This window comes from Nocardiopsis sp. iso_40 (assembly GCF_056173285.1).
In genome coordinates this window covers 3,490,197-3,509,090 of sequence record NZ_CM149666.1, presented here as the reverse complement: position 1 = coordinate 3,509,090, position 18,894 = coordinate 3,490,197, and the positions used below count along the sequence as shown (strand labels likewise).

Sequence of the window (18,894 nt, the reverse complement as noted above, 5' to 3'; positions counted from 1 at the left end):
CAGTTAGCTGTCGGGGCGGCGGGGGAGTAGGGCGGACTCTGTCCGTTTTGAGAAGAACGGTGTCACATCTGCGTGATTGCGAACCTGGTGAGTGCACCCTAAATTTGGTTAGGCAAACCTAAGCATTCGCTGTGGTCGGGGTGACGCACCCCCGCGTCCACGCACCACAGGCCCTGGCACCCGAGGACCGCCGTGCCCGTGGCCCGGTGCGCCCGCACACTCCACCGAGGCGACGCGACCAGGCCCCGAGGACATCGCACCCAGCGCCCAGGGCCAACCACCGGAAGGAAACCATGCCCCGTCTCCCCAGGCTGGCCGTGCTCGCCACGGCAGCGCTGCTCCCCCTCACCCTCGCCTCCTGCTCCTCCGCCCCGGCCCAGGAGAGCGCCGCCGAACCCTCCGGGGACTGGACCCCCGTCGAGGTCGAGCACGCCCTCGGCACGACCACCATCGAGTCCGAGCCCGAACGGGTCGCGACGGTGAACTGGGCCAACCACGAGGTCCCCCTGGCCCTGGGCGTCGTGCCGGTGGGCATGGCCGCCGCCAACTTCGGCGACGACAACGACGACGGCGTCCTGCCGTGGGTCGAGGAGAAGCTCCAGGAACTGGACGCCGAGACCCCCGTCCTGTTCGACGAGACGGACGGCATCGACTTCGAGGCGGTCGCGGACACGCAGCCCGACGTGATCCTCGCCGCCTACTCCGGGCTGACCCAGGAGGACTACGACACCCTCAGCGAGATCGCCCCCGTCGTCGCCTACCCGGAAACCGCCTGGGGCACGTCCTGGCGGGACACGATCGAGCTGAACAGCGCCGCACTCGGCATGGCCGACGAGGGCGCCGAGCTCGTCGCCGGGCTCGAGGACGAGATCACCGAGGCGGTCGCGGAGTACCCGCAGATCGAGGGCGCCTCGGCGATGTTCCTCACCCACGTGGACACCACCGACCTCAGCGAGGTCAGCTTCTACACCACACACGACACCCGAGCGCTGTTCTTCGACGACATCGGACTCCAGACCCCGCAGAGCGTCGCGGACGCCTCCGCCGAGACCGACCAGTTCTCCCTCACCCACAGCGCCGAACGGGCCGACGCCTTCGACGACGTCGACGTCATCGTCACCTACGGCGGCGAGGAGCTGGTGACCGCCCTGGAGGGAGACCCGCTGCTGTCTCAGATGCCCGCCGTGCGCGACTCCGCGGTGGTCAGCCTGCCCGGGGACAGCCCGCTCGGCACGGCCGCGAACCCGACCCCGCTGTCGATCTCGTGGGTCCTCGACGACTACCTGTCGCTCCTGGCCGAGGCCGCTGACGGGGCACAGTGATCACGCGAGAGTCCCCTGACCAGGCGGGGGCCGTCACCGCACGGCCCCCGCACCGGGGTAAACCCCTCTGGCTGCTCCTCGTCCTCGGCGTCCTGCTGGGGCTCGTGTTCGCCTCGGTCGCCGTCGGTTCCCGAGACGTCCAGTGGGCCGACATCGTCGCCGCGTTCGGCGGGTCCGCCGAGGGGTTCGACCAGGCCGCGGTCGCCAAACGGATCCCGCGCACCCTGCTCGCCGTCCTCGTCGGCGCCGCACTCGGCGTCTCCGGCGCGGTCATGCAGGGCGTGACCCGCAACCCGCTGGCCGACCCCGGCATCCTGGGCGTGAACATGGGCGCCTCACTCGCCGTCGTCACGGGCATGGCCTTCCTCGGGGTGGCCTCCGCCACCGGTTTCATCTGGACTGCGATCACCGGCGCCGGGCTGACCGCGCTGTTCGTCCACGTCATCGGCTCGCTGGGGCGAGGCGGCGCGACACCGCTCAAGCTCGCCCTCGCCGGGGCGGCCACCTCCGCCGCCCTGTCCTCGTTCATCAGCGCCGTCGTACTGCCGCGCAACAACATCGCCGACGGGGTGCGCTCCTGGCAGATCGGCGGGGTCGGCGGCGGCACGTACGAGTCCATCGCGCACGTGCTTCCCTTCCTCACGGCCGGGTTCCTCGTCTGCCTGCTGTCGGCCCGGGGGCTCAACCTGCTCGCCCTCGGCGACGAGCTCGCCGCCGGTCTGGGCCAACGCGTCGAGGCCCTGCGGATCGGCGCCTCCGTCGGCTCGGTCGTGCTGTGCGGGGCGAGCACCGCCGTCACCGGCCCGATCGGGTTCGTCGGTCTTGTCGTGCCGCACATGTGCCGTCTGCTCGTCGGTGTCGACCACCGTTGGCTGCTGCCGTTCTCGGCCCTGGGCGGCGCCGCGCTGCTGACCGCGGCCGACGTGGTCGGCCGTGTGGTGGCACGCCCCGGACAGATCGATGTGGGGATCGTGACCGCCCTGGTCGGCGCCCCGTTCTTCATCTACATCGTCCGACGTCAGAAGGTTCGTGCCCTGTGAGCATCTCCACCGTCGAGACCGTTGCCCGCGGTCGGGTGCGCCGTGCGCGCCGACGGCGCGTCGTGATCGGCGTCCTCGCCGCCCTGATCGTCCTCGGGTTCGCCACCACCCTCATGGTCGGGCAGACCTTCTACCCGCCCGGCGACGTGGCCCGGGTGCTCCTCGGGCAGGACGTGCCGGGGGCCTCCTTCACCGTCGGACGGCTCCGGCTGCCCCGGGCCGTACTGGCGGTCGCCGCCGGGCTGGCCTTCGGGCTGTGCGGGATCACCTTCCAGACCATGCTGCGCAACCCGCTCGCCAGCCCGGACATCATCGGGATCAGCGCGGGGGCGAGCGCGGCGGCGACCTTCGCGATCGTTGTGCTCTCCCTCGACGGAGCCGGGGTGTCGGCCTTCGCGATCGTCGCCGGCCTGGCCGTCGCCCTGGCCGTGTACGCCCTGTCGTTCAAGGGCGGGGTCTCCGGCACCAGGCTCATCCTGATCGGGATCGGTGTCGCGGCGATGCTCGAAAGCCTCACCTCCTACATCCTCGACCGGGCCGCCATGTGGGACCTGCAGGAGGCGATGCGGTGGCTGACCGGCAGCCTCAACGGCGCCACCTGGAACGGAGCGCTCCCGGTCGTCCTCGCGCTGCTCCTGCTCGGCCCCCTGCTCCTGGGGCTCTCGGACAACCTCTCCGCACTCCAACTGGGCGACGACACCGCCTCGGCCCTGGGCGTGCGGGTGGACCGCACCCGGCTCCTGGCCGTCGTCGGCGCGGTCGGCCTCATCTCCTTCGCCACCGCCGCGGCCGGGCCGATCGCCTTCGTCGCCTTCCTGTCCGGACCGATCGCCGCGCGGCTGGTGGGCTCGGACGGCTCCCTGCTGGTGCCCTCCGCGCTGGTCGGCGCGCTCCTGGTCCTGGTCGCCGACTTCTGCGGCCAGTTCGCCTTCGGGACCCGCTTCCCGGTCGGGGTCGTCACCGGCGTGCTCGGCGCCCCCTACCTCGTCTACCTCATCGTCCGGACCAACCGCGTGGGAGGCTCCCTGTGACCACGGACCATTCGCTCCTCGTCGAGGAACTGACGCTCGGCTACAAGGACCGCGACGTCATCGAGTCCCTCGACCTCGCGATCCCGCCGGGCCGGATCACCGCGATCGTCGGCGCCAACGCCTGCGGCAAGTCCACGCTGCTGCGCTCGATGTCACGGCTGCTGACACCCCGGAGCGGGCGGGTGCTCCTCGACGGGCAGGAGGTGCACCGCCTCCAGCCCAAGGCGGTCGCGCGCACGCTCGGCCTCCTGCCGCAGTCACCGGTCGCCCCCGAGGGCATCACCGTGAGCGACCTGGTCGGGCGCGGGAGGCACCCGCACCAGAGGATGCTCTCCCGCTGGAGCAGGCAGGACGACGAGGCCGTCGCCGAGGCCCTGGAAGCGACGCGGACGGTCGACCTGGCCGACCGCCCCGTCGACGAGCTCTCGGGCGGGCAGCGCCAACGCGTCTGGATCGCCATGGCCCTGGCACAGCGCACGGACCTGCTGCTCCTCGACGAGCCGACGACGTTCCTGGACGTCAGCCACCAGGTGGAGGTCCTGGACCTGCTCACCGACCTCAACACCGCACGCGGCACCACGATCGTGCTGGTCCTGCACGACCTCAACCTGGCGGCGCGCTACGCCGACCACCTCATCGCGCTCGCCTCCGGCAGGCTGCACGCGGCGGGCCCGCCCGAGCGGGTGCTCACCCCGGAGACGGTGCACGCGGTGTTCGGGATGCACAGCCGGATCATCACCGACCCCACCTCGGGCAAACCCCTCATGCTCCCCATCGGCAGGCACCACCGGGCGGACGCGCAGGCCGACGCCTAGTGTCCTGAAGCCAGCTCCGTGTATCGAAGTCAACTTCGCCACCGCGTGTGGTCAACGAGCCTGCCCGGATGCCCGGGCCCGGTCAGCCCCGAAAATACTTTGCCCGCCTTTGCCTGCTTCGGTACGGTCACGGAGTCGTTCCGCCGACGGGGCCTCACGAGGTTTCTCCTGTGGTCTCCCCGGCCGCTCCCCGAACTGAGAGCAGGTTTCGTTCATGGCATGTCGTATCAGTGAGCTCGTCCTCGGCTGTCACGACCCCGAGGTGCTGGCGCGGTTCTGGTGCGAGGTCCTGGACTTCGTCGTACTCGATCGCGAGGACGGCGAGATGGTGGAGATCGGCCCGCGCGAAGGGTTCGGCGGTGCGCAGCCGACGATCATCCTCAGCCGCAGGGACGAGCCGGAGCCGGGCAAGCCCCGGCTGCACATCGACGTCAACGCCACCGACCGCGATCAGGACGCCGAACTCGAACGCCTTCTCGCCCTCGGTGCGCGCCCGGCCGAGATCGGTCAGACGGGGCAGGAGCAGTGGCATGTCCTGGCCGACCCCGAGGGCAACGAGTTCTGCCTGCTCAAGGCTCGCCTCAACCCGCTCTGACACGCATCGGCCACGCCTTGGCGCCAGGCGGTCCGGGGTCTGCCCCGGGTCTGGTGCGGGTCGTGTCGTGCACCCGGGACACGTCAGGCCGCCCCGGCGATGCCGGGGCGGCCTGACCTGCTTGGGGAAAACAAGGTGTGGATCCGGCAGAACGGAGCCGGACCCCGCGGGGTCCGGCTCCGTTCCACGGGCCGCCGCCGGCACGATGTGCGCGGCGGCGTTCTTGCCCAGGGGTTCTGTTTACCTGTTACCTGCTGACCAACCCGTTGCCGTTCTCCGGCGGGGTGTCGTGAGCGTGCAAGAGCGGGGTTTGCACGCTCCATGTCCGGTTCTTGGTCCCTCTGTTACCAGAGGTGGTTCACGATGACCTCGGCGTCGTCGGCCTGGTACCCGTACCGGTCCGGGTAGGCGGAGCGCTGCACGTCCTGGGCGACCTCGCCGATCGGCTCGTCGTCCCAGCTCCCGCCGGGGTAGACGAACTCCAGCTCGTCATAGAAGGCGTTGGCGGCCCAGGTGGGGTCGAGGCGCTCCTCCTTCGAACCGTAGTGGTCGCGCTGCTGGAACAGGCCGACGCTGTCGCGGTCACCGCCCGGGTAGTTGTTCATGTGGGTCTCGACGATGACGGTGGCGATCGCGATGGTGGCGGCGCGCTCGTCCAGGTCGCGCTCCTGCGCCGCCTCGACCACCTCACGTGCGTGGGAGACGTACTCGTCGGTCATGTGGCCGGCCATGTCGGAGCTCAGCTCGTCGTTGAGGGTCGCGGCGACGGCCTTGTCCTCGTTCGTGTCCGCGGAAGCGGCGCCCGTTCCGGCCAGGAGCAGTCCTGCGGTGATCAGCAGGCTCGTGGTCACGGCAAACATGAACTTGGGTATCGATCCGATAAACTTCATATGTGCAATGTATGCGCTGACCAGCACTTTGGTAGTGCTTGAAACCACATTGGGCGGGTGTGAAAGCCAACACCAAGGTTGAGCAACCCCGAGGACACGGTGTCGTATACCGAGCACGAACAGGCCCCTGGCAGTGACCGCGCCCGACCTCCCGGTCCGCACCCGCCAAGCACACGAGCGGGCCCGTAGAGGACCCGTGACCACGCGCCGAACCCGGCGCGGGCCGCACACGGCTGCCGTGTGCGACCCGCGCGCCGCGACCTGCCGTCGCGGTACTAGGCGTTGACGTAGTCCGCCAGGTGCTCGCCGGTGAGGGTGGAGCGGGCGGCGACGAGCTCGGCGGGGGTGCCCTCGAACACGACCCGGCCGCCCTCGTGACCCGCCCCGGGGCCGAGGTCGATGATCCGGTCGGCGTGTGCCATGACCGCCTGGTGGTGCTCGATCACGATGACCGACTTGCCGGAGTCGACCAGCCGGTCGAGCAGGCCCAACAGGTGCTCGACGTCGGCGGGGTGCAGGCCGGTGGTCGGCTCGTCCAGGACGTACACACCGCCCTCCTCCGCCATGTGGACGGCCAGCTTGAGCCGCTGCCGCTCACCGCCGGACAGGGTGGTGAGCGGCTGGCCGAGACTGAGGTAACCGAGCCCGACCTCGTCCAACCGGGTGAGGATCCGGTGCGCCGCGGGGGTCCTCGCCTCACCGGAGCCGAAGAACCCGGCGGCCTCGGCCACCGACATGGCCAGCACCTCGCTGATGTCGCGGCCGCCCAGCCGGTACTCCAGCACCGAGGTGTCGAACCGCCGCCCCTCGCACTCCTCGCAGGTGGTGGCGATACTGGCCATGAACCCCAGGTCGGTGTAGACGACCCCGACCCCCTTGCAGACGGGGCAGGCTCCCTCGGAGTTGGCGCTGAACAGCGCCGGCTTGACCCCGTTGGCCTTCGCGAAGGCCTTGCGGACCGGATCGAGCAGCCCGGTGTAGGTGGCCGGGTTGCTGCGCCGCGAACCGCGGATCGGACTCTGGTCGATCGAGACCACGCCCGAGGCGTCGTCCCCGCTACCCCTGGCCAGCGCCTCCTGCACGAGGGAGCTCTTGCCCGAACCGGCCACGCCGGTGATGACTGTGAGCACACCGAGCGGGACGTCCACGTCCACGTCGCGCAGGTTGTGCCTGCCCGCGCCGCGGATCCGCAGGGCGCCCCCGGGGGAGCGCACCTTCTCCTTCAGCACGGCCCGGTCGTCGAGGTGCCGACCGGTGGCGGTGCCGCTGGCGCGCAGTCCCTCCACCGTGCCCTCGAAGCAGACGGTGCCGCCCGCCGAACCGGCGCCCGGGCCGAGGTCGACGACGTGGTCGGCGATCTCGACCGTCTCGGGTTCGTGCTCCACGACCAGCACCGTGTTGCCCTTGTCCCGCAACCGCAGCAGCAGGTTGTTCATCCGCCGGACGTCGTGGGGGTGCAGGCCCGCGGTGGGTTCGTCGAAGACGTAGGTGGTGTCGGTCAGCGAGGAGCCCAGGTGGCGGATCATCTTGGTGCGCTGCGCCTCGCCGCCGGAGAGCGTGCCCGCCGCACGGTCGAGCGAGAGGTATCCCAGCCCGATCTCCACGAACGAGTCGAGGGTCTGGCGCAGCGCGTCCAGCAGGGGAGCGGCGGAGGGCTCGTCCAACTCGCGCACCCACCCGGCCAGGTCGCTGATCTGCATCGCGCAGACCTCGGCGATGTTGAGCCCCCTGATCCTGGCGGACCGGGCGGCCTCGCTGAGCCGGGTGCCCCCGCACTCGGGGCAGGGGGTGAAGGTGACCGCGCGCTCCACGAAGGCCCGGATGTGCGGCTGCATCGCCTCCTTGTCCTTGGCCAGGAACGACTTCCTGAGCTTGGGGATCAGCCCCTCGAAGGTCAGGTTCGACTTCTCCACCTTCACCTTGACCGGCTCGTGGTGCAGGAAGTCCCGCATCTCCTGCTCGGTGTAGTCGCGGATCGGCTTGTCCGGGTCGAAGAAGCCCGACGCCTTGTAGGTCCGCACGGTCCACCAGTCGTCCGACTTCCAGCCGGGGATGGTGAACGCGCCCTCGGAGAGCGACTTGGAGTCGTCGTACAGCTGGGTGAGGTCGAAGTCGGAGACCGAGCCCCGCCCCTCGCAGTGCGTACACATACCGCCGGTGCGGGTGAAGGTCTGCTTCACGGTCTTGCGGTCGCCGCGTTCGACGGTGATCGCACCGCTGGCCCGGACCGAGGCGACGTTGAAGGAGAACGCGTGCGGCGAACCGATGTGCGGCTGCCCGAACCGGCTGAAGAGGATGCGCAGCATCGCGTTGGTGTCGGTGGCGGTGCCGACCGTGGAGCGCGGGTCGGCGCCCAGCCGCTCCTGGTCGATGATGATCGCGGTGGTCAGACCGTCCAGGACGTCGACCTCGGGCCTGGGCATCGTGGGCATGAAACCCTGCGCGAAGGTGCTGTAGGTCTCGTTGATCATCCGCTGCGACTCCGCGGCGATCGTGTTGAACACCAGGGAGCTCTTGCCCGACCCCGAGACCCCGGTGAACACCGTCAGACGGCGTTTGGGAATCTCGATGCTGACGTCCCTGAGGTTGTTCTCCCGGGCGCCGTGCACCCGGATCAGCTCGTGGCTGTCGGCCGGGTGCGGTGCGGGTGACGGCGTCCGTGCCGTCCGGGCCTTGCTCATCGTCTCTCCCTCTGCGCGGCGGTGCTGGGTGTGCCTTCCGTGGCGGCCCTTCCGGGTCAGCGCCGTTCCTGGATGCGCAGGAGGTTGCCCGCGGGATCGCGGAAGGCGCAGTCGCGGACGCCGTAGGGCTGGTCGGTGGGTTCCTGCACGACCTCGGCACCGCTGGCCTCCAGCCGCTCGAAGGTGCCGTCGACGTCGGGGGTGGCCAGGTTGACGAAGCCGTAGGTGCCCTTGGCCATCATCTCGACGATGGTCCTGCGCTCCTCGTCGGTGACCCCGGGGTCGGCCACCGGCGGTTCCAGGACGATGGAGGTGTCGGGCTGGCCCACGGGGCCGACCGTGATCCAGCGCATCCCCTCGTATCCGACGTCGCCGCGGACCTCGAAACCGAGGGTGTCCCGGTAGAAGGCCAGGGAGACCTCCGGATCGGTGTGCGGAAGGAAGCTCGCGTGAATGGTGATGTCCATGTCCGTAACGCTAGCCCCGGCGCCCCGACCGCGCTTCTTGATTCCTGATCGGTCTGGTGACCTGTTTGGCCACGCACGGCAGCATCCCCGCCGTCTCGTCCGCGGCCCGGATCCGGTAGGCGCTGGGCGGCATCCCGACCAGTTCGGCGAAGCGGGTGCTGAAGGTGCCCAGGGAGGAGCAGCCGACCTCGAAGCACACCTCGGTGACGCTGAGGCCGCCGCGGCGCAGCAGCGCCATCGCGCGCTCGATACGCCGCGTCATCAGGTAGGAGTAGGGCGATTCGCCGTAGGCGCGCCGGAACTCGCGGCTCAGGTGCCCAGCGGACATGTGCGCGTCCCGGGCCAGGGCCTCGACGTTCAGCGGTTGCGCGTACTCGCGGTCGATCCGGTCGCGTACGCGGCGCAGCCGGGCGAGGTCGCCCAGGTGCTGTTCGGTGGTGGTTCTGCTGGTCACCCGGGTCATCGTGCCATGCCGTCCCGGCCGCATCCAGTGTCCGGCCCGGGCGGCTTCGGGCCCTCCTCCGCCGTGATCCTGCTACCAGGAGCGATTTCGGCGGGTGGTTTCGGAGGCGGTGGGCGGCTCTGCGCCTCCCCGCGCTCGGCGTGGCACCGGGCGCGGGGAGGCGGCCCGTGGCCGTTCCGTCGGCGGGGACGGCAGGGGGCGCCAACAGGTGTGAACCGACCGGGGCAGCGGCCTCGGGCGGTCACGGCCGAGCGGTTCAGCCCGGGAGGAGTTCGTCTACCAGCTCCGCCACCCGCTCGCGGATGTCGTCACGGATGGGGCGCACGGCCGCCACGCCCTGACCGGCGGGGTCGGGGAGCGTCCAGTCCAGGTAGCGCTTGCCGGGGAAGATCGGGCAGGTGTCGCCGCAGCCCATGGTGACGCACACGTCGGAGGTCTCGACCGCGTCGTGGGTGAGGACCTTCGGCTTCTCGGCGGAGATGTCGATCCCCGCCTCGGCCATGGCCTCGACGACCGCGGGGTTGAGCGAGTCCGCGGGGGCCGAGCCCGCCGAACGGACCTCGATCCTGCCCTCGGACAGGTGGCGCAGCCAGGCCGCCGCCATCTGGGAGCGTCCGGCGTTGTGCACGCAGACGAACAGGACGGACGGTTTGTCGGTTCCGGCCATGGTGGATGCCTCTGTTCCGGTTCGGGGACGGTGGGTGCTGTCCCGGGGCGCCCCTCGACGGCGGGGGCGTGCCCGGGGGCGCACCGGTGACGGTCGATGGGATAATATCAGTGCATGCTGATGTCAGTTGATGATGACCTGATGAAGGTCCTGGCCGACCCGCTCCGGATGCGGATCGTCACCCTGCTCGCCCGCGAGACCCTGTGCACCACGCACCTGACGGCCGAGACGGGCGCACGCCAGACCAACCTGTCCAACCACCTGCGCCTGCTGCGCGAGGCCGGGGTGGTCGAAACCGAGCCGTGCGGCCGGTTCACCTACTACCGGCTGTGCCCGGAGGTCCTGGAGTCCCTCTCCGCGGGGCTGGCCGACCTGGCGGCCACCGCCCGCTCCACGGGTGCCGCGCAGAACAGGCGGCCCTGCTGATGGGGCGCCCCGAGACCACCCCCGAGGCCGCCCCCGTCGGCACCGACGCCTCCGCGGTGGCGAAGCTGTCCACCCTGGACCGGTTCCTGGCGGTGTGGATCCTGCTCGCCATGGCCGTCGGCCTGGGCCTGGGCCGCCTGGTCCCCGGCCTGAACGAACTCCTGGCCGCGATGGAGATCGGCGGGATCTCCCTGCCCATCGCGATCGGCCTGCTGGTGATGATGTACCCGGTCCTGGCCAAGGTCCGCTACGACCGCCTGGACACCGTCACCCGGGACCGGCGCCTGCTCGTCACCTCCCTGGTCGTCAACTGGGTCGTCGGCCCGGCGGTGATGTTCGCGCTGGCCTGGATCTTCCTGGCCGACCTGCCCGAGTACCGCACGGGCCTGATCATCGTCGGCCTGGCCCGCTGCATCGCCATGGTGATCATCTGGAACGACCTGGCCTGCGGCAACCGCGAGGCCGCCGCCGTCCTGGTCGCCCTGAACTCGGTCTTCCAGGTGCTGGTCTTCGGCGCCCTGGGCTGGTTTTACCTGGACCTGCTGCCCGGCTGGCTGGGCCTGGACACCGGCGGACTGGACGTGTCCCCCTGGCTGATCGCCCTCAACGTGGTGATCTTCCTCGGCATCCCGCTCGTGGCCGGTTTCCTCACCCGCACGCTCGGTGAGCGCCGGATGGGCCGGGAGCGCTACGAGTCGGCGTTCCTGCCCCGGATCGGCCCCTGGGCGCTGTACGGGCTGCTGTTCACCATCGTGCTGCTGTTCGCCCTCCAGGGGGAGCGGATCACCAACCAGCCCCTGGACGTGGCCCGCATCGCCCTCCCGCTGCTGGCCTACTTCGCCCTCATGTGGTTCGGTACCTTCGCCTTCGGCAAGGCGATCGGGATGGACTACGACCGCACCGCCACGCTGGCCTTCACCGCCGCGGGCAACAACTTCGAACTGGCCATCGCGGTCGCGATCGCCACGTTCGGGGTCACCTCCGGGCAGGCGCTGGCCGGGGTGGTCGGTCCGTTGATCGAGGTCCCGGTGCTCGTCGCTTTGGTGTACGTCTCGCTGGCCTGGCGCAAGAGGTTCACCCCCGAGCGCCGGTAGGAACAACGGGTGCCCGGCCCGCACACGGGTGTGCGCGGGCCGGGCACCGCAGCAGCACGTGACCGAGGTCGAGACCGGGGGCGGGGACGGCCCCGCCGGACGGAACGGAGAACGAGGATGGGCACCCGCGAACACGAGGTCGACGTCGTGGTGGTCGGCGGTGGACAGGCCGGGCTCGCCGCGGGCTACTTCCTGCGCCGTGCCGGGCGGCGCACCGGGCTCGACTTCGCGATCCTGGACGAGGGCGGGGAACCGGGCGGCTCGTGGCCGCTGTACTGGGACTCGCTCCGGCTGTTCTCCCCGGCCGGGCACAGCATGCTGCCCGGCTGGTGGATGCCCGAGGAGGAGGGCCGGGAGTACCCGTCCGCGCGGCACGCGGCCTGGTACCTGTCCGAGTACGAACGCCGCTACGAGCTGCCCGTCCGGCGTCCGGTCCACGTCGAGGGCGTCGAGAGGGCCGGGGACCGCCTGCGGGTGCACACCGACCGGGGGAACTGGCGGGCCCGGTACGTGATCAGCGCGACCGGGACCTGGCGTGCCCCGCACCTGCCCGACCTGCCGGGCCGCGGAGTCTTCGCGGGCAGGCAGCTGCACACCGTCGACTACCGGAGCCCGGAAGAGTTCGCCGGGCAGCGCGTCGCGGTGGTCGGCGGCGGCAACTCCGCGGCCCAGATCCTCGCCGAGCTCTCCCCGGTCGCCGAAACCCTCTGGGCCACCCGGCGCCCGCCCCGGCTCCTGCCCGACGACGTCGACGGCCGGGCGCTGTTCTCCATCGCCACACGCCGCCAGCAGGCTGCCGAACGGGGGGAGAGCGCGCAGGGCGTCGGCGATCTGGGCGACATCGTGGCGGTGCCGAGTGTGCGCCGGGCCCGGGACCGGGGTGCGCTCAAGGCCGAGCCGATGTTCGACCGGCTGACCCCCACCGGGGTGGCCTGGGCGGACGGCACCACCTGGGACTGCGACGCGGTGCTGTGGTGCACCGGTTTCCGGCCCGCTCTGCACCATCTGGAACCGCTGGGCCGACTGGGCGCGGACGGACGGGTGGCTGTGGAGGGGACTCGCGCTGTCGCCGAACCCCGGTTGCACCTGCTCGGCTACGGGGACTGGACCGGCGCCGCCTCGGCCACGATCATCGGCGCGGGGCGCACCGCCAAGGGCGCCGTCGCCGAGATCGTCCGGGAGCTGGCAGAGCGCTAGCCCGGGTGCGCCCGGAGGACTTGGCCCCCGGCACACCCGTGGAAACCGTTGGTCACGCCCGCGGCCGCAGTCGGCGCAGCACGTGTCGGGCGTCCCGGCCGACCCCGCGCAGGGCCGCCGAGGAGAAGGAGCGCTGGAACTCCAGACCGACGTAACCCAGCCCGGGAACGGTGGTGGAGACCCCGCCCCTGTGCAGCGGGCGTCCCTCACCGTCCAGGGCGCCCGTACCGGAGAGGTAGCCCAGCGCGGGCCGGTAGCCGGTGGCCAGGACCAGGGAGTCGATCCCCTCCACGGTCCCGTCGGACCAGGTGACCTCGTCCTGGTCCAGCCGGGTGAACATCTCCCGGCGGTCGGGGTTGCCCGAGGCGAAGGCGGCCCGGTGACGCCCGTCGTCGTTGACCAGTGTCGGGCCCCTCTCCCACAACCGGCGCAGCGGAGCAGCGTCCAGACCGCTGCGCGCGAACCACCAGTGGATGTCCCGCCCCAGGGGGCGCTGCTCGGCCCAGGCCACCGGGGCCCGGCTGGCCAGGCTCACCCGGGCGACCCCGGCGAGTTCGGTCGCGATCTGCACCCCCGAGTTGCCGCCGCCGACCACCACGACCCGCTGACCGGTGAACGGGGCGGGGGAGCGGTAGTCGGCGGTGTGCACCACGGTCCCGGTGAAGTCCGTCAGTCCGGGCAGGTCGGGGCGGTGCGGTCGGGTGAAACCACCGGTCGCGCACACCACGGTGACCGCTTCGAAACGCGAGCCGTCAGCGGTGGTGAGCAGGAACCCGTTCCCGCTCCGCTCGACCCCGGCCACCTGCTGGCCGTAGCGGAAGTCGGCGTCCAGGCGGGCGGCGTAGTCGCGCAGGTAGGCCGCGACCTCGTCGCGCACCGGGTACCGGTCCGGTTCACCCGGCACCGGTCGGCCGGGCAGGGAGGAGAAGCGCGCCGGGGAGAACAGGGTCAGGCTGTCGTAGTAGTGCGGCCACGACCCGCCGGCCCGGTCGGAGGCCTCCAGCACGAGGGGGCGCAGTCCGCGCCGGTCGGCGGCGTGCACGGTGGCCAGGCCGGCCTGTCCGGCGCCGATGACGGCCAGGGGGAAGCGTTCGGCGGGGGGCATACGGATTCCTTCTTCGGCTGTTCAGGGGTGTGGGTGGAAGGTGGGTGTGGAGCGTTCGGTGACGGGTCAGGGCCTCGGGAGGGGCCGGGGCCGGCTGGCCGGTGCGATGACGGCTCCGGCGGTCGCGACCACCCCCAACAGGGCGAATGCCTGCGGATGGCCGCCCAGTGGCCCGGCGAGCGCCGCACCCGCCCAGGGGGCCAGGGCGATCGCGAGCATGAGCGGGGTGTGCATGAGGCCGCTGATGGCGGCGTAGTTCCCGGCGCCCCAACGGTCGGTGACCGCGGTGGCCTGCACCAGGGTGAGGATGCCGCGGGCCGTCCCGGCCAGCAGCGCCACCAGCATCAGCAGAGGCCAGGGGCCGGGAACCAGCGCCAGCAGCAGTGTCGTCGCGGCACACGCACCGAGCACGGCCACCGTTCGGGGTACGGGGCGGATCCACCGGTCCAGCGGCGCGTAGACCACCCGCCCGAGCACCTGGCCGAGGCCGCCCAGGCCCAGCGCCCAGGCCGCCGCGGTGGTGTCGAAACCGCGTACCTCCAGGAGCGGTACGAGGTTGACCACCACCGCGTACACCGTCAGCGACCCCAGGGCCAGGGGCGCTGTCAGGGCCCAGAACGCCCGGCTGCGCACCACCGCACGTACCGGCGCCCCCTTCTCGTCGGGGCGTTCGTCGGCGGTCCGTGACCACTCCCGGGGCAGGGAGCAGTGCAACGGGACCACCACCACGAGCAGCACGAGGGCCAGCACCAGATAGGCGCCCCGTCACCCCCACAGCCCCTCCAGGGCCGCGGTCAGGGGAGCGAAGACCGTGCTGGCCAACCCCGCGACCAGGGTCAGCACGGTCAGGGCGCGCACCCGACCGGCCGCGAACCAGTGCGTCAGGGCGGCGAAGGCCGGCGGGTAGAACAGCCCGGCCATCGCCGCGCCGGCCACCATCCATGCCAGGGCGAAGGCCCACAGGCTCTGGGCGGAGGCGATCCCCAGCGTGGCCGGGACGGCGAGCACAGCCGCCGCCGTCATCACCGGTCGCGGACCGCGGCCCTGCAACCATCTTCCCACCAGGGCACCTGTCAGCCCCGCCACCACCTGTGCCGCGGAGAACACCGCGGTGAGGGCGGCCAGGGACCAACCGGTGTCGGAGGTGACCGCCGGGGCCAACACGGGGAAGGCATAGAACAGCACCCCGTAGCTGGTGGTGACGGTGACGCACAGGATTGCCAGCCCCCGGCGCGCCCCGGCCGCCTGCGCGGCCGGGGCACGCCCGAGCACGCGGTCGCCCAGCGGCCTCACCGGAGCGGGGCCGCTCCGGTCAGCTCGACCTCCTGCGCGCCGGGTCCGCAGCAGCCGCCGACGTCCTCGGCGGCCTCGGGCTCCTCGGCCAGCCCGGCTCCGCCGCACACCCCGGTCTCGGGCAGGGTCAGCTCGACCCGGGCTGCCGCCCCGTGGTCACCGGCCAGGTGGGCGGCGATGCTGCGCACCTGCTCGAACCCGGTCAGGGCCAGGAACGTGGGGGCGCGCCCGTAGGACTTCATCCCGGCCAGGAAGAACCCCTCCTCGGGGTGGGCCAGTTCGGCCGCGCCGTGCGGGTAGACGGTGCCGCAGGAGTGCACGTTGGGGTCGATCAGCGGAGCCAGCGCCACCGGGGCCTGCAGTACGGGGTCCAGTCCCAGGCGGACCTCGGAGAGGAAGGACAGGTCGGGGCGGAACCCGGTCAGCGCCACCGCCTCGTCCACCGGAGCCAGGGCGCGGCCGTCCTCGTCGACCAGGACCAGTCCGCCCCGCGCCGAACGCAGTTCTGCGGTGCGGAACCCGGTGACCACCTCGACCTGCCCGGCCTCCACCGCGGCCCGGGCCCGATTTCCCAGGGCCCCGCGCCGGGCGAGCTGGTCGTCGTTCCCGCCGCCGAAGGCGTCCCCCACCCGGCCGCGGCGGAGCACCCACACGATCCGGGTCCCGGGCTCCTGCTCGGCCAGCTCCGCCAGGGAGACCAGGGCGGTCAGGGCCGAGTGCCCGCGGCCGACCACGGCGGTGCGCCGCCCCGCGTACCGCTTCCGGGTGTCCGGGTCGGTGAGGTCGGGGACGCGGTGCGAGAGGTGCCCGGCCGCCTCTGGCTCGCCCAGGGCGGGCAGTCCGTCGCCGCCGACCGGGTTGGGGGAGCCCCAGGTGCCCGAGGCGTCGACGACCGCGCTGGCCCGGAGGCGCTCCTGTCCGGCGGCGGTGCGCACCCGGACGGTGAAGGGCTGTTCGGCGCGCTCGGCGTCGACCACCCGGTCCCGGCCCAGGCGGCTGACGCCCACCACCTCGGCGCCCAGGCGCACCCGCTCGCCGAGGGCCTGGGCCAGCGGATTCAGGTAGGACTCCACCCACTCCCGGCCGGTGGGGTAGCCGGTGTCGTCGGGGCGCTGCCAACCGGCGGCGGCGAGCAGCCTCTCCGCGGCCGGGTCCACCAGGTCGCGCCACATCGAGAACAGGCGCACGTGCCCCCATTCGGCCACCGCGGCTCCGACCCCGTCGCCCTTCTCCAGGACCAGGACGGGCAGTCCGCGTTCGGTGAGCTCCGCTGCCGCGGCCAGGCCCACCGGGCCCGCACCGATCACCACGACGGGGTTCTTCTCGGTCATGTCCCACTCCTTGATCGACCAATGTCTATGAAGAAGGACTCTATCGATGGGTGTCTATGGACGCAAGCATCGACTGTCGTCGATAATGGAGGTATGACCACACCGCCCGAACACGACGCCGGACCGCTGCCCCAGGCGGACGCCGAGACCTACGCGGCATGGTTCGCCTGCCTGGCCGAACCCACCCGAGTGCGGCTGCTGCACGTCATCGCCACCACCCCGGGCTCCGTCAGTGTGGGGGCGCTCGCCGAGACGGTGGGTATCAGGCAGCCCACGGTCTCCCACCACCTGAGAAAACTCGCCGAGGTCGGCTTCGTGACCCTGACGAGGGCCGGGACCTCGACCCGGGTGGCGGTCAACCCCGCCTGCTGCACCGGCCTGCCGCACGCCGCCGACGCCGTCATGGGCGTCCTCAACACCCGTCCCTGCTGCCCCACCGACCTGCCCGAGGACGTCACCACCCGGCCCATGGCCGACGCCGACCTGGACGCGGTGCGCGAGATCCACGCCCAGGGCATCGCCACCGGCGACGCCACCTTCGAGACCCGGGTTCCCGACCAGGGGGTCCTCGGGTGCAGGTGGCTCCCGGGGCACCGCTGGGTCGCCGAGGCCGGGGGAGAGGTGGTCGGCTGGTCCGCCGCGGCCCCCGTCTCCGACAGTGAGGCGTACGCGGGGGTGGCCGAGACCTCCGTCTTCGTCGCCGAGCGCGCACGCGGGCGCGGTGTGGGCAAGGCCCTGCTGTACCGGCAGGTCACCGAGGCCGACTCCGGCGGACTGTGGACCCTGCAGGCCTCGGTCTTCCCGGAGAACCGTGCCGCGCTGGCCCTGCACCACCAGGCGGGTTACCGCACCGTGGGCGTGCGCGAGCGCATCGCCAGGCAGCACGGCCGCTGGCGCGACACCGTACTGCTGGAACGACACCGGGACGCCGTGACCGACCCGGCCGCGGTGTCCCCGTGCGGTGACGGGGCGGACTGCCCGCCCGTGTGATCCGGCCCGCGTCACCGGTGTGAGTCCACCCGCACCGCCGGGACCGGTGCGGGCCCGGCGGTTCCGCCCCCGGGTCCGGGCGGTCGGTGGCGCGGGTGGGCGGTCGGGTCCGTGCCGGTCCCTCTTCCGGGGGCCTGTCGCCTCGTTTGTAAAACGATTCAAGCACATCATCCCTGGTAGGCGCAATGATCACCCGATGTGCATTGACTTCCTTGGTGGCCTGGGGGTAATTTCGTGCCGCTTGGAATGAAACGATTCAATCGGCTGGATCAGAGTCGTCGAACCGAACGGAGACCCACCGTGGTTGCATCGCATGCAGGCCTCAGCGCCGACGCTCTGGACACCCTGCGGCGCCAGCACATCGAACTGCCCTCCTGGGCCTTCGGGAACTCCGGGACCCGGTTCAAGGTGTTCGGCCAGCCGGGGGTCCCGCGCGACCCCTGGGAGAAGATCGCCGACGCCGCCGAGGTCCACCGCCTCACCGGCGTCGCCCCCACGGTCGCGCTGCACATCCCCTGGGACCGGGTGGACGACTACGGGGCCCTCGCCGCACACGCGCGCGACCTCGGGATCGGCGTCGGGACCATCAACTCCAACGTCTTCCAGGACGACGACTACAAGCTCGGCAGCGTCACCAACCCCGACCCCCGAGTGCGCCGCAAGGCCGTCGACCACCTGCTGGCCTGCGTCGACGTCATGGACGCCACCGGCTCGCGCGACCTCAAGCTCTGGTTCTCCGACGGCACCAACTACCCCGGGCAGGACGACCTGCGGGCCCGGCAGGACCGGCTGGCCGAAGCGCTCCGCGAGGTCTACGCCCGCCTGGGCGAGCACCAGCGGATCCTGCTGGAGTACAAGCTCTTCGAGCCCGCCTTCTACGCCACCGACGTCCCCGACTGGGGCACCGCCTACGCCCACTGCCTCGAACTCGGCGAACGGGCCGTCGTCTGCGTGGACACCGGACACCACGCCGCGCACACCAACATCGAGTTCATCGTCGCGTTCCTGCTGCGCTCCGGGAAGCTCGGGGCCTTCGACTTCAACTCCCGCTTCTACGCCGACGACGACCTCATGGTCGGCGCGGCCGACCCCTTCCAGCTCTTCCGCATCATGTACGAGGTGGCCCGCGGCGGGGGCCTGGCCACCGACACCGGGGTCGCGTTCATGCTCGACCAGTGCCACAACATCGAGCCGAAGATCGCCGGTCAGATCCGCTCGGTCATGAACGTCCAGGAAGCCACCGCCAAGGCCCTGCTCGTGGACGCCGAAGCCCTCGACGCGGCCCAGCGGGCGGGCGACGTGCTCGGCGCCAACGCCGTCCTGATGGACGCCTACAACACCGACGTGCGCCCCATGCTGGCCGGACTCCGCGAGGAGCAGGGGCTCGACCCCGACCCCATGGCGGCGCACGCCCGCTCCGGCTACCTGGAGCGCGTCGTCGCCGAACGCAAGGGCGGCACCCAGGCCGGGTGGGGCGCGTGACCCCG

The 18,894-nt window shown here is 71.7% G+C and carries 17 protein-coding genes and 1 pseudogene; 10 read left to right on the top strand and 8 right to left on the bottom strand.

Annotated elements, in window-relative coordinates; genetic code table 11:
* Positions 1-293 precede the first annotated feature (293 nt).
* The 5 genes from AC0VYD_RS15400 (at position 294) to AC0VYD_RS15380 (ending at position 4,803) form a co-directional block, all read left to right on the top strand.
* On the top strand, positions 294-1,322 hold the full coding sequence (locus AC0VYD_RS15400; RefSeq protein ID WP_475476222.1) for an iron-siderophore ABC transporter substrate-binding protein: 1,029 nt from the start codon (positions 294-296) through the stop codon (positions 1,320-1,322).
* Positions 1,319-2,362 (top strand): FecCD family ABC transporter permease, encoded by a 1,044-nt coding sequence (locus AC0VYD_RS15395; protein WP_475476221.1) that lies wholly within the window; start codon positions 1,319-1,321, stop codon positions 2,360-2,362. Before AC0VYD_RS15400 ends, AC0VYD_RS15395 begins: the two co-directional genes overlap by 4 nt.
* Positions 2,359-3,393, top strand: a complete 1,035-nt coding sequence (locus AC0VYD_RS15390; RefSeq protein ID WP_475476220.1) for a FecCD family ABC transporter permease — start codon at positions 2,359-2,361, stop codon at positions 3,391-3,393. The genes AC0VYD_RS15395 and AC0VYD_RS15390 overlap by 4 nt, the downstream gene beginning before the upstream one ends.
* A complete protein-coding gene (locus AC0VYD_RS15385) occupies positions 3,390-4,208 on the top strand; it encodes an ABC transporter ATP-binding protein (protein WP_475476219.1) in 819 nt (272 codons plus the stop codon). The genes AC0VYD_RS15390 and AC0VYD_RS15385 overlap by 4 nt, the downstream gene beginning before the upstream one ends.
* A 214-nt stretch (positions 4,209-4,422) precedes the next feature.
* Entirely contained in the window at positions 4,423-4,803 is a 381-nt protein-coding gene (locus tag AC0VYD_RS15380) for a VOC family protein (RefSeq protein ID WP_191269243.1), read from the top strand.
* A 344-nt stretch (positions 4,804-5,147) separates the two neighbouring features.
* Here AC0VYD_RS15380 and AC0VYD_RS15375 read toward each other — a convergent pair whose 3' ends face one another.
* The 5 genes from AC0VYD_RS15375 to AC0VYD_RS15355 form a co-directional block, all read right to left on the bottom strand.
* Positions 5,148-5,663 (bottom strand): hypothetical protein, encoded by a 516-nt coding sequence (locus AC0VYD_RS15375; RefSeq protein ID WP_475476218.1) that lies wholly within the window; start codon positions 5,661-5,663, stop codon positions 5,148-5,150.
* 305 nt (positions 5,664-5,968) lie between these two features.
* Positions 5,969-8,374 (bottom strand): ATP-binding cassette domain-containing protein, encoded by a 2,406-nt coding sequence (locus AC0VYD_RS15370; protein WP_475476217.1) that lies wholly within the window; start codon positions 8,372-8,374, stop codon positions 5,969-5,971.
* 56 nt (positions 8,375-8,430) lie between these two features.
* Entirely contained in the window at positions 8,431-8,841 is a 411-nt protein-coding gene (locus AC0VYD_RS15365) for a VOC family protein (protein ID WP_191269248.1), read from the bottom strand.
* 10 nt (positions 8,842-8,851) lie between these two features.
* On the bottom strand, positions 8,852-9,304 hold the full coding sequence (locus AC0VYD_RS15360; RefSeq protein WP_475476216.1) for a helix-turn-helix transcriptional regulator: 453 nt from the start codon (positions 9,302-9,304) through the stop codon (positions 8,852-8,854).
* 256 nt (positions 9,305-9,560) lie between these two features.
* Entirely contained in the window at positions 9,561-9,971 is a 411-nt protein-coding gene (locus AC0VYD_RS15355) for an arsenate reductase ArsC (protein ID WP_475476215.1), read from the bottom strand.
* A gap of 141 nt (positions 9,972-10,112) precedes the next feature.
* On the opposite strand from AC0VYD_RS15355, the gene AC0VYD_RS15350 reads away from it, so the two are divergent.
* The 3 genes from AC0VYD_RS15350 (at position 10,113) to AC0VYD_RS15340 (ending at position 12,688) form a co-directional block, all read left to right on the top strand.
* Complete coding sequence (locus AC0VYD_RS15350) at positions 10,113-10,397, top strand: ArsR/SmtB family transcription factor (RefSeq protein WP_475480276.1); 285 nt, start codon at positions 10,113-10,115, stop codon at positions 10,395-10,397.
* Positions 10,397-11,491, top strand: coding sequence for an ACR3 family arsenite efflux transporter (gene arsB, locus AC0VYD_RS15345; protein ID WP_475476214.1), 1,095 nt, complete (start codon positions 10,397-10,399; stop codon positions 11,489-11,491). The genes AC0VYD_RS15350 and arsB overlap by 1 nt, the downstream gene beginning before the upstream one ends.
* A 117-nt stretch (positions 11,492-11,608) precedes the next feature.
* Complete coding sequence (locus AC0VYD_RS15340) at positions 11,609-12,688, top strand: ArsO family NAD(P)H-dependent flavin-containing monooxygenase (RefSeq protein WP_475476213.1); 1,080 nt, start codon at positions 11,609-11,611, stop codon at positions 12,686-12,688.
* Positions 12,689-12,740: 52 nt separating this feature from the next.
* Here AC0VYD_RS15340 and AC0VYD_RS15335 read toward each other — a convergent pair whose 3' ends face one another.
* From AC0VYD_RS15335 to AC0VYD_RS15325, 3 genes and pseudogenes are all read right to left on the bottom strand, one after another.
* Positions 12,741-13,793 (bottom strand): flavin-containing monooxygenase, encoded by a 1,053-nt coding sequence (locus tag AC0VYD_RS15335; RefSeq protein WP_475476212.1) that lies wholly within the window; start codon positions 13,791-13,793, stop codon positions 12,741-12,743.
* A gap of 66 nt (positions 13,794-13,859) precedes the next feature.
* Positions 13,860-14,957, bottom strand: a pseudogene (locus AC0VYD_RS15330) (MFS transporter).
* 125 nt (positions 14,958-15,082) lie between these two features.
* Positions 15,083-16,417 (bottom strand): FAD-dependent oxidoreductase, encoded by a 1,335-nt coding sequence (locus AC0VYD_RS15325; RefSeq protein ID WP_475476211.1) that lies wholly within the window; start codon positions 16,415-16,417, stop codon positions 15,083-15,085.
* A gap of 93 nt (positions 16,418-16,510) precedes the next feature.
* Between AC0VYD_RS15325 and AC0VYD_RS15320 the strand changes: the two genes are divergently transcribed.
* Positions 16,511-17,407, top strand: a complete 897-nt coding sequence (locus AC0VYD_RS15320; RefSeq protein ID WP_475476210.1) for a helix-turn-helix domain-containing GNAT family N-acetyltransferase — start codon at positions 16,511-16,513, stop codon at positions 17,405-17,407.
* A gap of 246 nt (positions 17,408-17,653) precedes the next feature.
* Entirely contained in the window at positions 17,654-18,889 is a 1,236-nt protein-coding gene (gene rhaI, locus AC0VYD_RS15315) for an L-rhamnose isomerase (RefSeq protein WP_475476209.1), read from the top strand.
* Positions 18,890-18,894 lie beyond the last annotated feature (5 nt).